This is a genomic window from Pseudomonas sp. PDM09 (assembly GCF_014852305.1).
Taxonomy (GTDB): Bacteria; Pseudomonadota; Gammaproteobacteria; order Pseudomonadales; family Pseudomonadaceae; genus Aquipseudomonas.
Window position 1 is genome coordinate 633,660 of record NZ_JACVBI010000002.1, and the last position, 15,549, is coordinate 649,208.

Below are 15,549 nucleotides of genomic sequence, written 5' to 3' on the forward strand. Positions count from 1 at the left end.
CTGCGTTCGGCTGCGCAGTAGCCGTAAAATCAGGCACTGCGGTCCGTCAGATAGATCGATTTGCGACTGCTTCGCAGCCGAACGCAGCCTCGCGAGCTCGGCAGCTGCTACAAGCCGAACGCAGGCTTCGCGCCTTACAACAACGAAATCGGGTAACTGATAAAGATCCTGTTCTCATCGAATTCATTGGTGCTGAAATCGCGGCGGATGGTCGCGTTGCGCCATTTGACGTTGAGGCTCTTCAGCGCGCCGCTTTGCACGGTGTAGGCCAGTTCCGATTCACGGCCCCATTCCTTGCCATCGGTGATCGCTCCGGTATGCACGTTATCGCCGCTGATGTAGCGGTTCATCAGCGTCAGGCCGGGGATGCCGAGGGCGACGAAGTTGTAGTCGTGGCGCACCTGCCAGGAGCGTTCCTTGGCGTTGTCATAGCTGGCGTTGTAGCTGTCGTTAGCCAGCGTGCCGCCGCTGGTGCCGTTGACGCGCATCCAGGCGCTGTCGCCGCTGAGTTTTTGCAGGCCGACATAGAAGGTGTTGCCGCCGTATTTGGCCGAGAGCAGGGCGAACGCGGTTTTGTTATCGAGGTCGCCGGCCAGCGCGCTGCCGTCTTCCTTGCCGATGAAGTAACCGAGGTTGGCACCCAGGGTCCAGTCACCCATGGGCTGGCTATGGCTCAGGTTGAAATACTGCTGCTGATAAATGTCGCTGAGTTCCGCGTACCACACGCCGACCTGAGTACGCTTTTCATTGAACGCATACTCGCCGCCGCCAAAGTTGAAGCGGTCGGAGGTGAACGCGCCTCTGCCGTTCATCGACATGTCTTCCATGCTCGCGTCATTGCGCGGGCTGTTGCCGCGAAACTGGCCGCCATAGAGCGTCAGGCCGCTGAGTTCGGTGGAGGTGACCTGGCCGCCGCGAAAGGTTTGCGGCAGCGAGCGACCATCATCGGAGCGCAGGATCGGCAGCACCGGCATCCATTCCCCGACCTTCAATTCGGTTTTCGACACCTTGGCTTTCAGCGCCACACCCAGACGGCCGAAATTGTCGGCGGGGCGGCCGTCATCATGGATCGGCAGCAACTGCGTACCGCCCGTGCCCTTACCGCCGTCGAGTTTCTGCGAGTACATACCGAGCACATCCACGCCGAAACCGACGGGGCCCTGAGTGAACCCGGATTTGGCGTCGAGGATGAAGTTTTGCGTCCACTCTTCCGCCTTGCCCTGGGCATTGTCCGGGTTGGTGAAGTTGCGATTGATGTAGGCATTGCGCAGATTCAACGTGGCTTTGGCGTCATCGACGAAACCTTCGGCCTGGCTGGTCAGGGGCAGGAGGAAGGCCAGGCTGCTGCAACCGATCAGGCTGAGGGTATGGCGACGGACGAAGGTGGGGCGAGGGGTGCTGCTGAAGGAATTGCGGGCGATTCTGCTCACGATAACGCTCTCTTGTTTTTTGTTGTTTTTATTTTTTGTTATATGTCGTCGTACAACGTTGGCGGCGATTATTTGCGAGGCTTTAAGGGGATGTCAATCACAAGTTATACGATGACTTCTCCATCAATGTTGACTGTCACCGAGCTGCAAGACCACCGTACGAAGTTTCGTTTTCCCCTGTCGCCCCGATCCAGAGCGGATGCTAGTCTTGATCAACGTTGTTGCCAGGGAGCCCTCATGGGCAATCACAAGATCGAGATTCGTCGCAGTAACGTCGAAAAAATTCTGCTGGGGGCCGAAAAAGTCTTCGCCGAAAAAGGTTTCGGTAGCACCGCCATGGCCGACATCGCCGCCGAAGTGCAACTGCCGCGTTCCAACCTGCATTACTACTTCAGCACCAAGAGCGAGCTGTACAGCGCGGTATTGCTGGGTTTGCTGGAGGTCTGGAAGCAGGACGCCTTGTGCTTCGAGATGTTCGATGACCCGCGTGTGGTACTCAGCAGTTACATCCGCGCCAAGATGAACCATTCCCGCAGCCGGCCGTACGGCTCGAAAGTCTGGGCCAACGAAATCATCCACGGTGCGCCGACACTGGGTGACAAACTGGACGCCAGCCTGTACGACTGGGCCAAGATGAAAGAAGCGAAAATTCGCCAGTGGGTGGAGGACAAACGCATCCTGCCGGTGGAGCCTTCCAGCCTGCTGTACATGATCTGGGCCTCGACCCAGCACTACGCCGACTTCGATCACCAGGTGAATATTCTTAATGATCACCAGCCGCTGTCGGACATGCAGTTCGAGCGGGCGGTGCAGACGGTGACAAGCGTGATCTTGCGGGGGATCGGGTTGGAGCCGTAACCCGATCGTTCCCACGCTCTGCGTGGGAACGCCTCAATGGACGCTCTGCGTCCGCTCTTGGGACGCGGAGCGTCCCGGGCTGCATTCCCACGCGGAGCATGGGAACGATCGGTTAGACAGTGATGTGGTACGGATTCCTCGGATCATGATTCCAGTCCAGGAACGGCTTGCCGGTATCCATCGGCACCATCTCGATGCAATCCTGCACCGGACACGTGATCTGACACAGATTGCACCCCACACACTCATCATCGATCACTTCATATTTATGCGTCCCGTCCGCCTGCTTAAGGCTCGCAATCGCCTGGTGCGAGGTATCTTCGCAAGCGATGTGGCAGCGACCGCAACCGATGCACGCCTGCTGATCAATCTTCGCAATCACCTGATAGTTGATGTCCAGGTACTTCCAGTCCGTGGTATTGCCCACCGCACGCCCGGAAAACTCCGAGACACTGGCGTAGCCCTGACTGTCCATCCAGCGGGACAAACCGTCCTTCATCTCCTCGACAATCCGGAAACCATGCAGCATCGCCGCCGTGCACACCTGTACCGAACCGCTGCCCAGGGCAATGAATTCTGCCGCATCGCGCCAGCTGCCAATTCCGCCAATGCCAGAGATCGGCAGGCCTTGGGTCTGTGGGTCGCGGGCGATTTCGGCGACCATGTTCAACGCGATCGGCTTCACTGCCGAACCGCAATAACCACCGTGGGTGCTTTGGCTGCCGACGGCGGGATTGGCGACCATGCGTTCCAGATTGACGCTGGTGATCGAGTTGATGGTGTTGATCAGCGACACCGCATCGGCCCCACCCCGGTGAGCGGCACGGGCGGCGACGCGGATGTCGGTGATGTTCGGCGTGAGCTTGACGATCACCGGCAGCGAGCAATAGGTCTTGCACCAGCGAGTGACCTGCTCGACGTATTCCGGCACCTGGCCGACCGCCGCGCCCATGCCCCGTTCCGGCATGCCGTGGGGGCAGCCGAAATTCAGTTCAATGCCATCGGCCCCGGTGGCTTCCACCAGCGGCAGGATGTTTTTCCATGACTCTTCGACGCAGGGCACCATCAGCGACACGATCAGCGCGCGATCCGGCCAGTCCTTTTTGACCTGGGTGATTTCCCGCAGGTTGATGTCCAGCGAACGGTCGGTGATCAGCTCGATGTTGTTAAAACCAAGCACCTCCCGATTAGCCCCGAAGTGTGCCGAGTAACGCGACGATACATTGACCGCCGCCGGGTCCTCACCCAGGGTTTTCCAGACCACGCCGCCCCAGCCGGCCTCGAACGCGCGAACCACGTTGTAGGCTTTATCGGTCGGTGGCGCAGAGGCCAGCCAGAACGGATTGGGGGCTTTGATGCCGGCGAAGACAATCGAGAGATCGGCCATTTACGCAGCCTCCACGTTGAGCATGAGTTGAGCGTTGATGGCCTCGGCGGCCAGCTTGCCGTGCTGCACGGCCTGCACGGTGAGGTCCTGATCGAGGCTGGTGCAATCGCCGCCGGCATACACGCCGGGGATGCTGGTGCGCAGCTGTTCGTCGACGAGGATGCGGTCGCCCTGACGCTTGAGTTCACGGGCCAGCGGATCGGCGAGGGCGCTGTTGTCGAAGGTTTGGCCGATGGCTTTGAAGATCGCGTCGGCGGCCAGTTCGAAGGTTTCGCCGGTGGTTTGCAGACGACCTTCCTCCAACCGGGTGCGAGCGAAGCGCATGCCGCGCACGTTGCCCTGATCGTTGAGCAGCACCTCTTGCGGTTGCGCCCAGGTCAGCAGCCGCACCTGATTGGCCTTGGCGATGTCCTGTTCGTGACCGGTGGCACCCATGTCCGGGGCGCCACGGCGGTACACCAGATTCACGTCGCGAGCGCCGAGACGGGCCATTTGCACGGCCATGTCGATGGCGGTGTTGCCGGCACCAAGGACAATGCAGTGCTCGGCCAGTGGCAGTTGCGTCAGGTCATCGGCCTGACGCAGTTCGCGGATGTAGTCGGTGGCGGCGAGCAGGCCGGGGGCATCCTCATGGGCTAGCCCCAGCTGTTTGCTGGCGGCCAGGCCGAGGCCGAGGAACACCGCATCGAATTGCTGATGCAGTTCGCTGAGGGTCAGGTTGTCGCCGAGTTTCTGGCCGTGGCGGATTTCGATCCCGCCAATCCCCATCAGGAATTCAAGTTCCTTCTGCGCGTAATCGTCCACCAGTTTGTACTTGGCGATTCCGTATTCGTTGAGGCCGCCAGCCTTTTCCCGCGCCTCGAAAATCACCACGTCATGGCCGTGCATGGCGCTGCGGTGCGCACACGACAAACCCGCCGGGCCGGCACCGACCACGGCGATGCGCTTGCCGGTCGAGGCGGCACGCTGGAACGGGTGTTCGCTGAAATGGGCATTGTCCACGGCATAGCGTTGCAACAGGCCGATCAGCACCGGCGCGCATTCCTGGGCGTTGTTGCGCACGCAGGCCTGCTGGCAAAGAATCTCCGTCGGGCAGACCCGGGCGCAACTGCCGCCGAGGATATTCGCCGAGAGGATTTTCTGCGCGGCGCCCTGAACGTTTTCCTGATGGATATTGCGGATGAACGATGGAATATCGATGTCGCTCGGACAGGCATTCACACACGGCGCGTCGTAGCAATACAGGCAGCGCGAGGCTTCCAGATGCGCCTGACGGTCGTTGAGCGGCGGCGCCAGATCGGTGAAATGGCCGGCGAGGGCGGCCGCGTCCTCATGGGGATGCGGGAGGTGGTTCAGGCTCTTGATCACGGTGTTGGCCTCACGGTTATTGAGGTACTGCCTCTGATGGGCTGATCGTTCCCACGCTCTGCGTGGGAATGCCTCAAGGGACGCTCCGCGTTCCAATGGGACGCAGAGCGTCCCGGGCTGCATTACCACGCAGAGCGTGGGAACGATCGTGGGTACGGCTCAGCGTTTCACTGCCGTCGGCTTGTTCAACTCAGCCCGCTTGCTCAGCAAATCAAACACCGCCGGATACGCCGGCCGTTCGACATACCGACCGGCACCACGCTCGGCGCGCAAATCACCATCGGCCCACACCACTCGGCCCTGGCTGACGGTGTGGCTCGGCACGCCACGCACGGTCTTGCCTTCAAAAATATTGAAGTCGACTTGCTGGTGATGGGTCTTGGCTGAAATCGTCCGCGTACCTTCCGGATCCCAGAGCACCAGATCCGCATCGGCGCCAACGCGGATTGCCCCTTTGCGCGGATAGAGGTTGAAGATCTTCGCGGTGTTGGTAGAGGTGAGGGCAACGAAGTGCTGCATCGACAAACGCCCGGTATTCACCCCTTCATCCCAGAGCACCGCCATGCGGTCTTCGATACCGGCGGTGCCGTTCGGGATTTTGCTGAAGTCGTCACGACCGGCGGCTTTTTGCTCGGCACAGAAGCAGCAGTGGTCGGTGGCGGTGGTGTGCAGGTTGCCCGCTTGCAGGCCATGCCAAAGCGCCTCTTGATGGCCGCGAGGACGGAAGGGCGGGCTCATCACGTAACCGGCGGCGGTCTGCCAGTCCGGGTGTTGGTAAACGCTGTCGTCCAATAGCAGATGCCCGGCCAGCACTTCGCCGTAGACCGGTTGGCCCTTGGCGCGGGCGTAGGTGATTTCGTCGAGGGCTTCCTTGGTCGAGACGTGCACCAGGTACAGCGGCGTGCCGAGGGTTTCGGCAATGCGGATCGCCCGGCTCGCGGCTTCACCTTCCACCTGCGAAGGCCGCGACAGCGGATGTGCTTCCGGCCCGGTCATGCCCTGGGCCATCAATTTGCGTTGCAGGTGATAGACCAGTTCGCCGTTTTCCGCATGCACGGTCGGCACGGCGCCCAATTCCAGACAACGCTCGAAACTCGCCACCAATGTGTCGTCGGCTGCCATGATCGCGTTCTTGTAGGCCATGAAGTGCTTGAAGCTGTTGACCCCGTGGTGGCTGACCAGCTCGGCCATTTCTTCGCGGACCTGTTCGCTCCACCAGGTGATCGCGACATGGAAACCGTAATCCGACGCCGATTTCTCCGCCCAGCCGCGCCATTGATGAAACGCCTCCATCAACGATTGCTGCGGGTTGGGAATCACGAAGTCGATGATCGAGGTGGTACCGCCGGCAAGCCCCGCTGCGGTGCCGCTGAAGAAGTCCTCGCTGGCCACCGTGCCCATGAAGGGCAGTTGCATGTGAGTGTGCGGGTCGATGCCGCCGGGCATCAGGTATTGGCCGCTGCCGTCGAGCACTTCGGCATCGACGGGAACATCGAGGTTTTCACCGATGGCTTTGATCACGCCGTCGGCGCAATAGACGTCGGCGCGATAACTTTCATCATGGGTAATAACGGTGGCGCCACGGATCAACAGAGACATTCCGAGTTCCTCGCAGGCATTGACCGACTGATGCCGGTTCTAAATGTTTTATATGAAGCAGACGCCAATCGGTGTATTCCTGTCAGCGCTGTCAAGAATAGACGCTAGCTGCAGTTTGTGGATTGAGCAAGAATATTTTTTATAAGCTTATTGCTGTTTTAACTAATTGAAAAATAACGATAAAAACTGAAAATCACCAAAATGGTGAGGCCTCTCACCATTTTGACGCACTTGACAGGTTCGAAATATGGTCAAGATTTTCTATGTGAAATCAGCCGCTTGAGGATGGTCTATGGTTGATGCGCAATCTTTCAAAAAAGATCGACGCACCAGATTGAGTCCTGACTGTTCGGACAACTTGCCTGACATTCGGCCTGAGTGGCATGGCAACTCACCGCGGATTCAATAGTTGGATAAATAAAGCTGATTAACATCAGTTGGTTAGCGAAATTTTATGGCACTGCCCGATGCGCTAGCGGGGCACCCGGCACGTTTATTGATGCCGCCGCTGACACCTTGGCCGGTCCATGAAAGTTGTCAGTTTCTCCGGCCATCGTCGGGCTTGCGCACTTTGCGCCAGCCCCTGATGAGCAAAAATAATCAAAAGAACAGTGGAGCGGCCATGCAACAGATCAGATCGCAAGTGACCGAGCGCGACGGCTTGTTTGAGCTCGAAGCCGGCAGCGACGTGCTTGACAGTCCCCGTTACAACCACGACATGGCACCGACCAAGGTGCGCGAACGAACCTGGAACAAATGGCACATCACCGCGCTGTGGGTCGGCATGGCGATCTGCGTGCCGACCTACACCCTCGGCGGCGTGCTCACCGCTTATTTCGGCCTGAGCGTCGGTGAAGCGCTGCTGGCGATTCTGTTTGCCAACATCATCGTGCTGATCCCGCTGACCCTGAACGCCTTCCCCGGCACCAAGTACGGCATTCCGTTTCCGGTGTTGTTGCGCTCATCCTTCGGCATCCTCGGTTCCAACATACCGTGCCTGATCCGTGCCCTGGTGGCCTGCGGCTGGTTCGGCATTCAGACGATGTTCGGCGGGCTGGCGATTCACCTGTTTCTCGGCTCGGTGTTCGATGGCTGGAAAGCCCTCGGCGGTACCGGTGAAGTGATCGGCTTCATGCTGTTCTGGGCCTTGAACCTGTGGGTGGTGATTCGCGGCGCGGACTCGATCAAATGGCTGGAAACCCTTTCGGCGCCGTTGTTGGTGCTGGTGGGCGTGGGGCTGCTGGTGTGGGCGATGCCGAACGTATCGATGACTGAATTGATGGCGATCCCGGCCAAGCGTCCGGAAGGGACCAGTGTGGTCAGTTACTTTGCCGCCGGGCTGACCGCGATGGTCGGGTTCTGGGCCACCTTGTCGCTGAACATTCCAGACTTCAGCCGCTACGCGAAAAGCCAGAAGGATCAGATCATCGGGCAGATTATCGGCTTGCCCCTGACCATGTTCCTGTTCGCCTCCCTTGGTGTGGTGATGACGGCCGCTTCGGTAAAACTGGTGGGCGTTACTGTCTCCGATCCGGTCACGTTGATCGGCCATATCCAGAGCCCGGTCTGGGTCGCCCTGGCCATGGCGCTGATCATCATCGCCACGTTGTCGACCAACACCGCGGCCAACATTGTTTCGCCGACCAACGATTTCCAGAACGTCGCGCCCAAGGTCATCAACCGCACCAAAGCGGTGATGCTCACGGGTTTGGTCGGGTTGGCGCTGATGGCCCATGAATTGTTGAAAAAACTGGGGCTGATCGTCTCGGATTTGAGCCTGGAGACGGTGTATTCCAACTGGTTGCTGGGCTATTCGAGCCTATTGGGGCCGATCGCCGGGATCATGGTGGTGGATTATTTCCTGATCAAGAAACAGGAACTGGATTTGGCCGGACTTTACCGCGATGACGTTTATCCGGCGTGGAACTGGTTCGGTTTTATCGCGTTCGGCGTGCCGGTAGCGCTGACGCTGTTGTCGCTGGGCAGCGATGCGTTCAGCTGGTTCTACAGCTATGGCTGGTTCACCGGCTCGGCCCTTGGTGGGCTGATTTATTACGGGCTGAGTGTGATGCGGCCGAGTCCTACTGCCGTGAAATCGGCGGTGTGAGTTTGATCGTTCCCACGCTCTGCGTGGGAATGCAGCCCGGGACGCTCCGCGTCCCAGAAGCGGACGCAGAGCGTCCATGGATGAATTCCCACGCAGAGCGTGGGAACTATCAGAAGAAGAACTGAGGAGATCACCATGAACGCTGCCATAGACGTTCTGCAGTCCACCCATCAGCACATCAACCGCGACCGTCTGTGGCAGTCGCTCATGGACCTGGCCAAACTCGGTGCCACGGTCAAGGGCGGCGTCTGCCGGCTGGCCCTGACCGACCTCGACCGCCAGGCCCGGGACATCTTCGTGAACTGGTGCGAGGAAGCCGGCTGCACCGTCAGCATCGACGCCGTCGGCAATATCTTCGCCCGTCGGCCTGGCCGCAATCCGAATCTGCCGCCGGTAATGACCGGCAGCCACATCGACACCCAACCCACTGGCGGCAAGTTCGACGGCTGCTTCGGCGTGCTGGCCGGGGTCGAAGTCTTGCGCACCCTCAATGACCTGGGTGTGGAAACCGAAGCGCCGCTGGAAGTGGTGGTCTGGACCAACGAAGAAGGCTCGCGCTTCGCTCCCTGCATGATGGGCTCCGGCGTGTTCGCGGAAAAATTCACCCTCGAAGAAACCCTGGCCAAGGTCGATGCCGAGGGCGTGACCGTCGGCGAAGCCCTGAACGCCATTGGCTATGCCGGACCGCGCAAGGTCAGCGGCCATGCCGTAGGCGCGTATTTCGAAGCTCACATCGAGCAAGGCCCGATTCTTGAGGATGAGCGCAAAACCATCGGTGTCGTGATGGGCGCCCTCGGGCAGAAATGGTTCGACCTGAAACTGCGCGGCGTCGAAGCCCATGCCGGTCCGACGCCGATGCACCTGCGCAAGGACGCTCTGGTCGGCGCCTCGGTGATCGTCGGCGCGGTCAATCGCGCCGCCCTCGGCCATCAACCCCACGCCTGCGGCACCGTCGGCTGCCTGCAAGCCTACCCCGGCTCGCGCAACGTGATTCCTGGCGAAGTGCGCATGACCCTGGATTTTCGTCATCTGGAGCCGGCGCGACTCGATTCAATGATCGCCGAAGTTCGCGAAGTCATCGAAACCACCTGCGAGGAACACGGCCTGACGTTCGAACTGATCCCCACCGCCGACTTCCCGCCGCTGTACTTCGACAAGGGTTGCGTCGAAGCGGTACGCGGCGCGGCGCAAGGGTTGGGTTTATCGCACATGGACATCGTCAGCGGTGCAGGGCACGACGCGATCTTCCTCGCCGAACTCGGCCCGGCCGGGATGATCTTCGTGCCCTGCGAGGGCGGCATCAGCCACAACGAAATCGAAAACGCCGCGCCGGATGACCTCGCCGCCGGGTGTGCGGTGTTGTTGCGGGCGATGTTGGCGGCTTCGGATGCGATTGCCAGTGGTGAACTTGCGGCCTGAAGATCAAAAGATCGCAGGCTTCGCCAGCTCCTACAGGGGTTGCGTACATCCGTGGGTGTACTCGGTCAATGTAGGAGCTGGCGAAGGCTGCGATCTTTTGCTTCTAAGCGTTAAAAAAACGTCCCACGTCACAAACCCGAATCCTCAATCGTCATCCTGTTGAACCCCACAATTAGCGGAGCAACACGATGTCGTCCAACACCCAACCGGTCAATCTGCTGCAGTCCATTCCTCAGGTTTTCGAAAGCCTGACCCAGGTCCATGTCACCCTCGACAGCCATGACCTGGACCCGACCCTCAAACACCTGCTGCACCTGCGTGCCTCGCAGATTAACCAATGCGGTTTCTGCGTGAAGATGCACACCCGCGAGGCGCGCGAGGCCAATGAAACCAACGAGCGCCTGGACCGCCTGATCGTCTGGCGTCACGTCAGCGATTTCAGCGCCGCCGAACGCGCCGCCCTGGCCTGGACCGAAGCCCTGACCGTACTCGATGAAAAGACCGATTACGCCACCCTGCGCGGCGACTTGCGCGAGCATTTCAACGATGCTCAGATCGGTGCCTTGACGGCCGAGATCGGCATGATCAACCTGTGGAACCGTTTGCAGGTGTCGAGGCACTGATCGATGAACTCCGCTGAAAACGCCGCCGCTGTATTCGAGCAGCGCCGGCCCTTTTTGCTCGGTCTGGCGTATCGCATTCTCGGCTCGCGCACCGAAGCCGAGGATGTGGTGCAAGAGTTGTTCATCAAGTGGCTGGAGGCCGACCGGGCCTCCATCGCCACGCCGGCCGCCTGGCTCACCACGGCCTGCACCCGGCACTGCATCGACCTGCTGCGCTCGGCGCACACGTCACGGGTCGATTACATCGGCACCTGGCTGCCGGAGCCGATTCACACCACCCATCAGCATTCACCCGAACACATGCATGAACTGGCCTCGTCATTGTCCACCGCATTCCTGCTCTTGCTGGAACGGCTGACCCCCAAGGAGCGCGCCGCGTACCTGCTCTACGAAATTTTCGACATGGATTACGCGCAAGTCGCCGAGGCGATCGGAGTCCAGGAAGCGGCTTGCCGCAAACTGGTGTCCCGGGCCAAGGCTGGCCTGGGGAGCGGGCAAATCCGTTATCAGCCGGAGCCGGCGCGTCAGGATCAATTGCTGAGCGCCTTTCACAGCGCAATCGCCAGCGGCTCAACCGCGTCCCTGACCGCGCTGCTGGCCGAAGACGTCGAACTCTGCGCCGATGGCGGCGGTAAGGCCTCGGCCATCCGCGAAACCTTGTCTGGCATTACCAGCGTGCTGGATTTCATTGGTCAGTCGTTGCATGTCTATTGGCATACTTGCGAATGGCTGCCCAGCGAAATCAATGGGGCACAAGGCGTGATCATCAAGGCGGACGGGGTCATTACTGCGTCGATGACGTTTGGTTTTGATGAAGCGGGGCGGGTGAGCCGGATTTTTATCATGCGCAATCCGGATAAGCTGGCGGGGCTGGATGCATCGTTGCAAGTGCAATAGTTGATCGTTCCCACGCTCTGCGTGGGAATGCAGCCCGGGACGCTCCGCGTCCCTTTCGAGAGCTGGAACGCGGAGCGTCCCTAGAGGCATTCCCACGCGGAGCGTGGGAACGATCAGCCCGGCGGATGAGTCCTCAGCACTATCCCAATCCCCCGCGGTCGTAATCTTCACAGGGCGGCGCATGAATGCGCCGCCGTACGCGTGGAGTTCCAATGAGCCAGGACGTCCTGACCACCGAAACCAATCGCCGCCAGTTGCAGCAGATCATCGCCGGGCTGTCCGATGGGGTGATTTTGCTGGAGCTTGACCAGACGATCCTCTGGGCCAACGACGCCGCGCTGACCATGCACGGCGTCAGTCGGATCGGTGAGCTGGGGGCCAATGCCAAGGAGTACGCGAAGCGGTTTGCCTTGCGCTATCGCAACAATCACCCGGTGGCGACGGAGAATTATCCGATCAGCCGTGTTGCCCGCGGCGAGATGTTCAACGATGTACTGGTTGAACTGACGCCAGTCGAAAACGGCGAACGCACCTGGGTTCACAGCGTGCGCAGCATGGTGCTGGCCGACCATGCCGGCGAGCCGGAGTCGTTGGTGCTGATCATGAATGACGTCACCGAATGGGCCAGCGCCGAGCAGCGTTTCGAAAAGACCTTCAATGCCAACCCGGCCCCGGCGGTGATCTGTCGCCTCAGCGATTTGCGTTATATCAAAGTCAACCAGGGCTTCCTGGAAATGACCGGTTATGCCCGCGATCAGGTGATTGGCGCTTCGACCTATGAGCTGGATGTGCTGGAGCGTGCTGAAAACAAGGACCTGGCCAAGCAGCGTTTGCGTGACGGGGTAACCATTCCGCAGATGCAGGCCGAACTGCAATTGCCCGACGGTGGCAGCAAACAGGTGATCGTTGCCGGGCAACCGCTGGAGCTCAACGACGAAGCTTGCATGCTGTTTTCCTTCGTCGACATGGAACTGCGGCACAAGGCTGAAATAGCCCTGCGCCAGAGTGAGGAACGGTTTGCCAAAGCCTTTCGCCTCACCCCGGTGCCGATCCTGGTGTGCAGCGCCGACGATCAAGTGGTGATGGATGTCAACGAAGCGTTTCTCGATACCCTCGAGTGCCCGAGTGAAGAGGTGCTCGGCAAGACCGTGGCGCAACTCGGTTTCATCAATGACGCAGGCGCTCGCACGCGATTGTTTGCGGCCCTGGAGAAAACCGGGAGTGTGGATCGCATCGATGTCAGGGTACGCCGCAAGGATGCCGGGCTGATCGATTGCGCCGTCTCGGCGGACACCGTGAACATTCAGGGTGGCACTTGCTACCTGCTGGTGTTGATGGACATTACGGAGCGCAAACGCACCGAGCTGGAACTGGTGTCAGCCATTGAAGAGGTGATGAAAGATGCTTCCTGGTTCAGCCGCACGCTGATCGAAAAACTCGCCAACGTGAAGAACGTCAATTCACCGCAGTTGCCCACTGTGTCGTTCACCGAACTGACCGCGCGAGAGCGCGATGTGCTCGGCTTGATCTGTGAAGGCCTGGCCGACAAGGAAATCGCCGCACGCCTGAAACTGGCGCCTAATACGGTGCGCAATCATGTTTCGACGGTGTATTCCAAACTCGACGTGCACAGCCGCAGCGAGGCGATTGTATGGGCTCGCGAACGGGGTCTGTTCTCCAGCGAGAGGCGGCCCAAGGGGCAACGTTAAGATGCAAATGCACTAGTTGGGATGGTGCAATTTGATGTTCTGCTCAGGGGCTGGTTTTTCTAGTCTGTGAGGGTGCGATACGTGGCTTCGGGTCGGTATCGCATTTTCTTCAATGCAGCTAAAGGAACAGCCACATGGGTACGAACAGTTCAAGCGTGGAGTCGATTTCAGCTCGTCGCCAAGGTGAATCGGGATGAATCATCTGGCGCAATTGCGTATGCAACTGGAGCGGAGTTTTTCGCCGTTGGCCTGTGAGTGCGCGCTCACCGGGGATAATTCGTTGACGGTGAAGCTTTATCATCCGGCGACGGGGCAGGTGGATCTGGTGGTCAGCGGGTTGAGCATGGCGAATCTCAGAACGCCGGAGGCGTTGACGGCGTTGATTGAAGAGTTGCAGTACGAGCTTGAGAACATTGGCCTGCATCGGTCCAGTGCTTCGTAGGCGCTGGCTTGTTTCCCTCTGCTTTTTCTGGCATTGGCGGGTGGCTGGGCTATAAGGAATGCGAGGTATTTCTTTTCTGTGACGGGGCCGCAGGTAGGCGGTGTGGTTTTTGTGTCGCGGAAAATGTCGATTACTTACCGCGGGTCAACCTATGAACAGTCTTGGGATACGTATTTTTTCGCCACTGTCGCTCGTACTCTGCGCGGCGATTCTGGGTGGATGTGCCAGTCCGCCACCTCCACCACCCGCTGCGCCGCCACCGCCACCGGTTCGTACCTGCCAGACCTCCGAAAACACCGATGTACAGGGTGACATGAGGGCTGAAGGGCAGGTGACGCGGACCACGACCCTGACCCGTTGCGTCACTCAGTAAGTTTGCTCCGGTTAATGGCGTTTACCGCCAGTGGCCCTCTGCGACTGGCGGGTGTCGCCCGAGCGGCGATTCAGACTTCCTCGATCCTGACCCAACGCGACTCGTGTGCCGCCAAACGAATCGCTGTCGCCAGGCGTTCGACTTCCCATGCCTGCTCGAAATCTGTCCCGTCCTGACCGAGGCCGGCCAGCGCCATCACCAACTCATGCACTTCCAAAGTCTTGAGTTCGTTGTAACCCAACTGATGCCCCGGTGCCGGGCTGAAAGCGGCATAACCCGGTAAATCCGGCCCTGCCAATAGCCGTTGAAAACCGCCTTGCCCTGCGCGAAACATCCGCAGTTCATTCAAGCGTTCCTGATCGAACGCCAGGGTGCCCCGGGTGCCGCTGATTTCAAAACTCAGGTGATTCTTGTAACCATGTTTGAGCCAGCTGCTGCTGAACGTCCCGCGCGCGCCGTTGGCGAACCGCAGCAACGCGTGGACCTGATCGTCGACCGCGACCTCGCGTCGTTCCTGACCGCCCAACGTAACGGGGCGTTGCGCATGCACGGTCTGGGTATCCGCGCACACCGCCTGAATATCGCCAAGCAGATGACGGGCCATGGCCAGCAAGTGACTGCCCAGGTCCGCCAAGGCACCGCCGGCGTAATCGGCGTCGCAACGCCAGGACCAGGGTGAAACGGGATCGGCCATGAAGTCTTCGCTGAATTCGCCCTGGAAACTGATGATCTGTCCCAACGCTCCACTTTGAATCAAATCCCGAGCGAGGCCGATGATCGGATTGTGCTGGTAGTTGTAGCCGACCCGCGTCACCACGCCCGCAGCTTTAGCGGCCAGACGCATGGCGCTGGCCTGTTCGAGGTTCACCGCCAGCGGCTTTTCGCAGTACACCGGCTTGCCGGCGGCGAGGGCGGCCATGGCCATGGGGTAGTGCAGATGATTAGGGGTGGTGATGGCGATCAGATTGACCTTGGGATCGTTGATCAGCTGTTGCCAGTCACTGTGAGCGGCATCGAAGCCCCACGCGTCGGCGCAGTGCCGGGCGCGCTGCGGATCGGCGTCGGCGAGGGCGGTGAGTTTGAGCTTCAGCGGTAATTCAAATACGGCGCTGACATTGCGAAAGGCCAAGGCGTGGGCGCGGCCCATGAAACCTGTGCCGATGAGTCCGATACCGAGTTCGCGCATAGCCGGGGTCCTTTGGGTTTTTATTTTCAGGAGGGCTATTTATGGAATAAATATTCCCGAAATGCAAATTGTGGAATAAATATTCTTATGCGGGGTCCGATACGGCTGCGATTTGATTGTTCCTACGCTCCGCGTGGGAATGCAGCCAGGG

The 15,549-nt window shown here is 59.8% G+C and carries 12 protein-coding genes; 7 read left to right on the top strand and 5 right to left on the bottom strand.

Annotation, left to right across the window (positions count from 1 at the left end):
- Nucleotides 1-134 precede the first annotated feature (134 nt).
- Nucleotides 135-1,430, bottom strand: coding sequence for an OprD family porin (locus IB250_RS07600; protein WP_412548335.1), 1,296 nt, complete (start codon nucleotides 1,428-1,430; stop codon nucleotides 135-137).
- A gap of 237 nt (nucleotides 1,431-1,667) precedes the next feature.
- Between IB250_RS07600 and IB250_RS07605 the strand changes: the two genes are divergently transcribed.
- Nucleotides 1,668-2,288 carry a TetR/AcrR family transcriptional regulator gene (locus tag IB250_RS07605; RefSeq protein ID WP_123495187.1) on the top strand — a complete coding sequence of 207 codons (621 nt, stop codon included), beginning with the start codon at nucleotides 1,668-1,670 and terminating at the stop codon, nucleotides 2,286-2,288.
- Nucleotides 2,289-2,400: 112 nt separating this feature from the next.
- Here IB250_RS07605 and preA read toward each other — a convergent pair whose 3' ends face one another.
- The 3 genes from preA to hydA form a co-directional block, all read right to left on the bottom strand.
- Nucleotides 2,401-3,675, bottom strand: a complete 1,275-nt coding sequence (gene preA, locus IB250_RS07610; protein WP_192343628.1) for an NAD-dependent dihydropyrimidine dehydrogenase subunit PreA — start codon at nucleotides 3,673-3,675, stop codon at nucleotides 2,401-2,403.
- The gene (locus IB250_RS07615; protein ID WP_192343629.1) at nucleotides 3,676-5,043 is read right to left on the bottom strand and encodes an NAD(P)-dependent oxidoreductase; all 1,368 of its coding nucleotides are present in this window, start codon (nucleotides 5,041-5,043) and stop codon (nucleotides 3,676-3,678) included.
- 159 nt (nucleotides 5,044-5,202) lie between these two features.
- Nucleotides 5,203-6,642, bottom strand: coding sequence for a dihydropyrimidinase (gene hydA, locus IB250_RS07620; RefSeq protein ID WP_192343630.1), 1,440 nt, complete (start codon nucleotides 6,640-6,642; stop codon nucleotides 5,203-5,205).
- Nucleotides 6,643-7,264: 622 nt separating this feature from the next.
- On the opposite strand from hydA, the gene IB250_RS07625 reads away from it, so the two are divergent.
- The 6 genes from IB250_RS07625 to IB250_RS07650 all read left to right on the top strand — a co-directional run bounded on the left by IB250_RS07625 (nucleotide 7,265) and on the right by IB250_RS07650 (nucleotide 13,839).
- Nucleotides 7,265-8,749, top strand: coding sequence for an NCS1 family nucleobase:cation symporter-1 (locus IB250_RS07625; protein ID WP_192343631.1), 1,485 nt, complete (start codon nucleotides 7,265-7,267; stop codon nucleotides 8,747-8,749).
- Between the two features lie 135 nt (nucleotides 8,750-8,884).
- On the top strand, nucleotides 8,885-10,168 hold the full coding sequence (locus IB250_RS07630; protein ID WP_192343632.1) for a Zn-dependent hydrolase: 1,284 nt from the start codon (nucleotides 8,885-8,887) through the stop codon (nucleotides 10,166-10,168).
- Nucleotides 10,169-10,356: 188 nt separating this feature from the next.
- Nucleotides 10,357-10,791: a carboxymuconolactone decarboxylase family protein gene (locus IB250_RS07635; protein ID WP_192343633.1), complete on the top strand. Its 435-nt coding sequence runs from the start codon at nucleotides 10,357-10,359 to the stop codon at nucleotides 10,789-10,791.
- A gap of 3 nt (nucleotides 10,792-10,794) precedes the next feature.
- Nucleotides 10,795-11,688, top strand: a complete 894-nt coding sequence (sigJ, locus tag IB250_RS07640) for an RNA polymerase sigma factor SigJ (protein ID WP_192343634.1) — start codon at nucleotides 10,795-10,797, stop codon at nucleotides 11,686-11,688.
- 212 nt (nucleotides 11,689-11,900) lie between these two features.
- On the top strand, nucleotides 11,901-13,397 hold the full coding sequence (locus IB250_RS07645; RefSeq protein WP_192343635.1) for a helix-turn-helix transcriptional regulator: 1,497 nt from the start codon (nucleotides 11,901-11,903) through the stop codon (nucleotides 13,395-13,397).
- 193 nt (nucleotides 13,398-13,590) lie between these two features.
- Entirely contained in the window at nucleotides 13,591-13,839 is a 249-nt protein-coding gene (locus IB250_RS07650) for a DUF1652 domain-containing protein (RefSeq protein ID WP_192343636.1), read from the top strand.
- A 443-nt stretch (nucleotides 13,840-14,282) separates the two neighbouring features.
- Here the strand turns inward: IB250_RS07650 and IB250_RS07655 are convergent, their stop codons facing one another.
- Entirely contained in the window at nucleotides 14,283-15,398 is a 1,116-nt protein-coding gene (locus IB250_RS07655) for a Gfo/Idh/MocA family protein (RefSeq protein ID WP_192343637.1), read from the bottom strand.
- Between the last annotated feature and the right edge of the window lie 151 nt (nucleotides 15,399-15,549).

Excerpts from the sequence above, each read along its gene's own strand:
- IB250_RS07625 (WP_192343631.1), top strand. The coding sequence starts at position 7,265 with ATGCAACAGATCAGATCGCAAGTGACCGAGCGCGACGGCTTGTTTGAG.
- hydA (WP_192343630.1), bottom strand. The coding sequence starts at position 6,642 with ATGTCTCTGTTGATCCGTGGCGCCACCGTTATTACCCATGATGAAAGT.
- IB250_RS07605 (WP_123495187.1), top strand. The coding sequence starts at position 1,668 with ATGGGCAATCACAAGATCGAGATTCGTCGCAGTAACGTCGAAAAAATT.
- IB250_RS07650 (WP_192343636.1), top strand. The coding sequence starts at position 13,591 with ATGAATCATCTGGCGCAATTGCGTATGCAACTGGAGCGGAGTTTTTCG.
- IB250_RS07645 (WP_192343635.1), top strand. The coding sequence starts at position 11,901 with ATGAGCCAGGACGTCCTGACCACCGAAACCAATCGCCGCCAGTTGCAG.
- IB250_RS07635 (WP_192343633.1), top strand. The coding sequence starts at position 10,357 with ATGTCGTCCAACACCCAACCGGTCAATCTGCTGCAGTCCATTCCTCAG.
- sigJ (WP_192343634.1), top strand. The coding sequence starts at position 10,795 with ATGAACTCCGCTGAAAACGCCGCCGCTGTATTCGAGCAGCGCCGGCCC.
- preA (WP_192343628.1), bottom strand. The coding sequence starts at position 3,675 with ATGGCCGATCTCTCGATTGTCTTCGCCGGCATCAAAGCCCCCAATCCG.
- IB250_RS07655 (WP_192343637.1), bottom strand. The coding sequence starts at position 15,398 with ATGCGCGAACTCGGTATCGGACTCATCGGCACAGGTTTCATGGGCCGC.
- IB250_RS07630 (WP_192343632.1), top strand. The coding sequence starts at position 8,885 with ATGAACGCTGCCATAGACGTTCTGCAGTCCACCCATCAGCACATCAAC.